Here is a 6,000-nt window from a genome sequence, read left to right on the forward strand (position 1 = left end):
TGATTTAAAATTAATTTCTTTAATTTTTATTCCTCTTATAGAGTTATCATAATTATTATCTCTATTTTCTAATTTAAATTTTAGACTATGCTAACTAACTTTGTGATAAATAGCATATAAAAATAACCGTATCTTAGCAAATTCAATATTTTCGCTATAAGATACAGTTATTTTTATACTTTGCATAGATAAGTTCATAATATATTGCATTTATTAAATACTATCTTTGTATATTTTCACTATATTTAAAAGTCAAACCTTTATCTGTAGATATAAAATTTATTACTTTATCACTATCTCTAAGTTTTACAGGAAGCATTATAATATCATTTTCAAATTTAAGATTAAGAGGAGTTGCATAGTCACCTATATACTCATCAGGAAGTTTTATATCGAGCTTTTCCCAAGTACTACCTGAATCTTCAGTTCTATATACAGTTGGGTTGTTATCACTTTCATACCTAAATCCAACAAAGCCTATATTCTCATCTAAAAATCCTACTCCTGTAATTATTCTTGGATAAACTTCATTTGTATTTCCAATTTCCTTATAAGTTTTACCACCATCATTAGTTATGTATATATAGCTATATTGCTTACCCATAGCAACATCAGTAGTTATGACACAATATCCTATGTCTTGACTACTAAATCCTATAAATAAATCTCCACCTTGGTAAGCATCCTCTAATTTTATTTCATTCCAAGTTTTCCCCTTATCATCTGTAACAACAATTAATATATCTGAGTTAAAATTAGATATAAAGGCTGTTTTTTTATGGCTTATATAATAAGTATTTTCTTTTAATTTATTATTATCAAAATCAAAAATCGAAATCAAATACTCATTAGGTATTGGTACACTCACCCAATTTTTCTTTTTATCATAGCTTAATTTTAGACCATTTGAAGTCATTTGATAATATATTCCTAATATTTTTTTAGTTTCATTTATATCTATTTCTTCTTTTATTTCACTTAATCCCTCTTTTTGTTTTTGTTTATTTGAGTAATTAACAACTTTTAAACCATTGCTATCTACCATATTGCCTTCATCAATCAAGGTGTAATTTCCATTATTATCTTTTTTGATTCTCATTTTATGATGTGATGATGTAAAATCTTTTTCACCATTTACATCTACATTTACATCAAAGTAAACCATTGCCACAAACTCATTTTTATCTCCTGCTACTATTACAGTTTCTTTGTTTGTGTAAACTGCTTTCATCCCTTTTTCTTCGTATGAGGCTTCGCCTTTTTTTATATATTCATTAAAAAAGTTATTTGTAACATCTATTAAACTATCCATTTCTTGCTTTTTATATATTGTATAGCCTACCCTAAATAAACACGCTATAATTATTATTGATATTATAATTATTATAATTTTTATACTCTTTTTCATATTCCACCTACCTTAAATATTCACTTTTTTGTTTTATCAGATTGATAAATTGATTTTTTACCTCTTCACTTTCAAAGGAATTTAAAGGTAGTAGTATTATAGGATTTATTTTTTGTATACAAATAACTAATACATTATCCTCTTCATAAATATTATCAATAGCTTTTATATTGTATTCACAATATGATTTTTCACCTTTATGCATAATAATATCATTCTTTACTTCTATCGATTTAGAGCCTATTGCACTATTTCTTGCTTCTACTAGCTTATCAATTAATTTTTGCATGTTTTTTTTAGACATTATGCTAAGAATTATTGTTGTTATTATAGTCATTGTTGCTAGTATTGATATTACACCTACATATAATGTAATTTCTATATTGTAAAAGCTAGACATTTCATTGATAAAGTAAAAAGTAATTCCCATTAGTATTAGCATAGTTAATGTAAGTGTAAATACATCTTTTCTTAAAGCATACTTTCTACTTTTTTCATACCCCTTAATATAATCTTCACGATTATTTGTATATTTTATTTCCACCATATCCCCCCTATTTTTATTAATCATTATAAAAGATTATAGTTGTTAAATATATCCCTTTTTTATATTCCTAAATAATTATTTTAATATCTTTAAATTTATTATTATATTCATAATATATTAATTTTAATTATATATGGTAAAGATTTGATTACAAAATAATTTAGTTAAATATTTTATCCCCCCGTCGTTTTTTCTTACCCCCACTTTTCAGCTTTAGTTTGTTTATCTTCAATAAAAAAACCTTGTAATTTACAAGGGTTTATAGTTTTCTATTTATTTTTCTAAGCACCGTTAATACTTATCTCATATTTTTTATCCATAACTTTATAGGACTTTTTCATAAGTTTAATTCCAATAAATAAGGTAATTAATTCTGCAAAAGGTACACTCATCCATATACCATTTATTCCAAATATATTAGGTAATGTAAATATGCCTATAATTATAAATATTAAACCTCTACATGAAGCTACTATTACTGATTCTTTAGCATATCCTATAGCTGTAAAGTATCCAGAATTAACTATATTAAATCCATTTACAAAAAATGCAAATGCATATAGTTTTGCTCCTACAGATGCTATATTTAATATTTCTTCATTTCCATTTACAAATATATTAACTAAATTTCTTCCAAAGAAGAATAATGAAGTAAATATTATTATTCCTATAGTTATTATAACTTTGTCAGATAATTTCATTATAGCTTTTACTCTATCAAATTTCTTACTTCCATAATTGTAGCTAACTATAGGCCCTATACCATCAGATATACCAAACATTGAAAGTATGCCAAATTGAGCTACATAATTTATAGCAGTAAAAGCTGCTACACCTGTCTCTCCTGCTATATTCATAAATGCCATGTTGAATAAATATGCACTAGTGGCTGTGGCTATTGAATTTATTCCTTCTGATGAACCATTATATATTACTGGAAATATTACAGATTTATCAAACTTTCCAACAAATACGTTTATAATGTTTTTTTTATTTAATGCAGGCCACACTACAACTAAAAATGCTAAAGAGTATGCTAATCCTGTGGCAGTTGCCGCTCCTACAATTCCAAGTTTTAACTTATATATTAATGTATAGTTTAATGTTATATTTGCAAATAAACTTAATATAGAACCATAAAAGTAAAGTTGAGGTTTTTCCATTATTCTTCCTGAAAAACCAAATAAAAACATTAAAGACATTGGTATTGTAAATACTGAAAGTGTCTTGATATATAAAGAAACATCTTTTAATAATATATCACTAGCACCTAATATATATGCTATTTGTGAGTTCATTGTAAATCCAACTACCGTTATACCAAATCCAAAAACTAATATAAATATCATAGCTGTCTTAAATATATTTTGTGTCTTAGCTACATTACCATCTCCTAAACTAAGCCCCATATAACTTTGTGATCCTATACTCATTATCATAGATAAAGCTATTATAACTTGCATAAATGGTGCTGCTATATTCACACTAGCCATTGCGTTTGGTCCTAGTACATTTCCTACAAATATTCCATCTACAACTACCTGCATGCCTGTAATTACCATAGCTATTATAGCTGGTATAGAATATTTTATAAATAATCTAGGTATTTTTTCACTACCTAATATATTCTCTTGCATATTATCCCCTCCTAATCTATCAATTTTTATATTTGTTAATACAAGATAAACTATATATGAATTACTTTCTTTGTATAATAATAAAGTCTTGACCAACTCAATAGTCAAGACTTTATCTAATATTTTCTATATATATTTTTACGAAGTATATATTTTTTTTACTCTTTTTTAATAGTGTAAATAAACATTCCATAAATACATTTATATTTTTTTCTATTTTTTTATCTTTATAAATTTCTTCTATACATTCTTCTATAAACTTTTCTATGTTAGATGCAGTATCTTTTCGAGTTAATAAAATATAATTTCCTCTATATTTAATTTTTTCGTATTTTGCATCATTACTAATGGCTTCATTATCTAGTTCAAACCCAATTATATTTTCATTAAAAAATATATTTTTATTATCAATATTATCTATTTTTAATATTAGATTTTTTTATTTAAAAATTCACCAAAGTAGTTATAATCATTTTGATTAAAATATATAATATCTTTTTCTATATATACCTCTTCAAATTTTTCTTTTGTCTTATTAGAAAAGTTTTTCATTTGAGTTGTTACATCTATAGAGTGTTGTACTTCATCTTTTAATTTTGTCAAATACTCTATTTTTTCTTCTAACAACTTTTTGTGATTTTTAAATAACTCTATGTAACTACTTTCATCTTCCTTTTTTATAATTTCTTTTATATCTTTTATTGGTATTTCTAGTTGTTTTGCTACTAATATTATCTCAAGCAATTCTATTTCCCTTATTGTGTAATATCTGTATCCATTATCTTTTTTTAAACTTGGCTTTAATAGGTCTATTTTATCGTAATATCTTAGTGTGTCATGACTTATGTTATACATTTTAGCCACTTGTCCTATAGTAAATATCAAAATAATCTCCTCCAAAACTTTCCTTTATTATTAATTTATTTTATCACACATCTAACTATATTATTTTAATATAGTTTTTTACTTTATATAAAATAAAAAGGCTGATTAAAGTCAGCCTTTTTATTTTTAAATTGATACTTTATTAAAATTATTATCTAAATCTATATAAAAGTTAGTAATAGTTAATTGTATATATGGCCCTAACCATAAGTATCCTATACCTAAAGTAAGAATACATAAAAGTGCCCATCCTATAAAACTTAGGTTTATAACAAATAGGTTCCATTTATTACCTTTCATCATTTTTATACTAAGTCTTATTGAATCAATTAAACCAAGTTCTTCTTTATCAACAAAGATATATGGTGTCATAGCTAAAGCTAATTCAAGTATAACAATAGGTATAGATAATACTACTCCAACTATTAATGCTCCTACTATCATACCAGTAGATACACTTTCACTAAAAACTATCATAGATGATGTGGCAAAAACTATTATAATACCTAATACAATTCCTATAACAAACATTAAAGCAAATAATCCTAATGATTTTAATATTGATTTTTTAGATACTAATAAGTCATCAAACTTAGCTTTTCCATCAGTTTCGCTAAATCTTAAAAAGAAATTAGCAAATCCTACAGAAAACCATATTGCTAATCCAATTAAAAATATTGTACTAATTAAGTATATACCCATTGAACTTGAAAATTCAGACATAAAAGAAAGAGCCATGGTTGCTATGGTATATACTAACATGACTAATACTGGGGTTTTCCAATTGCCTTTAAGTTGACTCTTAGAAAGTTGTTTTAATTCTACTCTAGTCAAAATCTCATCCCTCCTTAAACTTTTACTTACAATATATATATATTCAAATGTATGACCAATAGTTCTAAGATTTGCTAGTCTAAATTTTAAAAAATATAATAAAAAATGACCTATAAATAGGTCATTTTAATTTCATGTACAATTTTAAGTATATTACAAATACGTTTAGATATATCATTAACTAAATTAAATATGTTCGCGAAAAAATATGTTTCACTAAACATATAAAATAGAATAATATATTAACATTAATTATCCTAAATAGACTTGTTCTCTTTATTTTTTAGTAATTTATTAACCTTATATGCTTTATAAAAACAACCTATTGCCAATAAAATATTAATATTCGGAATCATTATATCAATTTTGATAATAGTAACTAATAAAATACCCATCAAAATACATATATTTCTCTTTATAGTTAAATTCATAAATTATCCCCCTTAATGAAACTAAATACATACTTTAAATCAGATAACTATTGTTAATCTAATTATAACAGTACTTGTAATTTTTATAAATGTCCACTAAAACAGATGTTTTTTAACATATTATATAAACTAACTGTGTAAAAATTTATTTATATGTTTTTACTAATATTTAATTACAATAAAAAAAGACACATAATGTGTCTTTTTCCGAACATATATATATATTATAATATAGTTACATTCTCCGCTTGAGGACCT

Annotated in this window: 6 protein-coding genes; all 6 read right to left on the bottom strand. The window is 24.2% G+C overall.

Going from position 1 to position 6,000, the window contains the following annotated elements; genetic code table 11:
• Window positions 1–220: 220 nt before the first annotated feature.
• On the bottom strand, window positions 221–1,408 hold the full coding sequence (locus I2H23_RS05955) for a WD40/YVTN/BNR-like repeat-containing protein (RefSeq protein ID WP_195581294.1): 1,188 nt from the start codon (window positions 1,406–1,408) through the stop codon (window positions 221–223).
• A gap of 7 nt (window positions 1,409–1,415) precedes the next feature.
• Entirely contained in the window at window positions 1,416–1,952 is a 537-nt protein-coding gene (locus I2H23_RS05960; protein WP_195581295.1) for a hypothetical protein, read from the bottom strand.
• Window positions 1,953–2,236: 284 nt separating this feature from the next.
• The gene (locus I2H23_RS05965) at window positions 2,237–3,592 is read right to left on the bottom strand and encodes an MATE family efflux transporter (RefSeq protein WP_195581296.1); all 1,356 of its coding nucleotides are present in this window, start codon (window positions 3,590–3,592) and stop codon (window positions 2,237–2,239) included.
• Window positions 3,593–4,021: 429 nt separating this feature from the next.
• Window positions 4,022–4,477 carry a MerR family transcriptional regulator gene (locus I2H23_RS05970; RefSeq protein ID WP_195581298.1) on the bottom strand — a complete coding sequence of 152 codons (456 nt, stop codon included), beginning with the start codon at window positions 4,475–4,477 and terminating at the stop codon, window positions 4,022–4,024.
• Window positions 4,478–4,603: 126 nt separating this feature from the next.
• Window positions 4,604–5,311: a DUF975 family protein gene (locus I2H23_RS05975; protein WP_195237330.1), complete on the bottom strand. Its 708-nt coding sequence runs from the start codon at window positions 5,309–5,311 to the stop codon at window positions 4,604–4,606.
• Window positions 5,312–5,568: 257 nt separating this feature from the next.
• A complete protein-coding gene (locus I2H23_RS05980; protein WP_166505783.1) occupies window positions 5,569–5,742 on the bottom strand; it encodes a hypothetical protein in 174 nt (57 codons plus the stop codon).
• Between the last annotated feature and the right edge of the window lie 258 nt (window positions 5,743–6,000).

This window comes from Romboutsia sp. BSD2780061687b_171204_C1 (assembly GCF_015560225.1).
Lineage (GTDB): Bacteria > Bacillota > Clostridia > Peptostreptococcales > Peptostreptococcaceae > Romboutsia_C > Romboutsia_C hominis.

Bases quoted from the DNA above. Each gene is read 5' to 3' on its own strand.
- I2H23_RS05965 (WP_195581296.1), bottom strand. From the start codon at position 3,592: ATGCAAGAGAATATATTAGGTAGTGAAAAAATACCTAGATTATTTATA.
- I2H23_RS05955 (WP_195581294.1), bottom strand. From the start codon at position 1,408: ATGAAAAAGAGTATAAAAATTATAATAATTATAATATCAATAATAATT.
- I2H23_RS05980 (WP_166505783.1), bottom strand. From the start codon at position 5,742: ATGAATTTAACTATAAAGAGAAATATATGTATTTTGATGGGTATTTTA.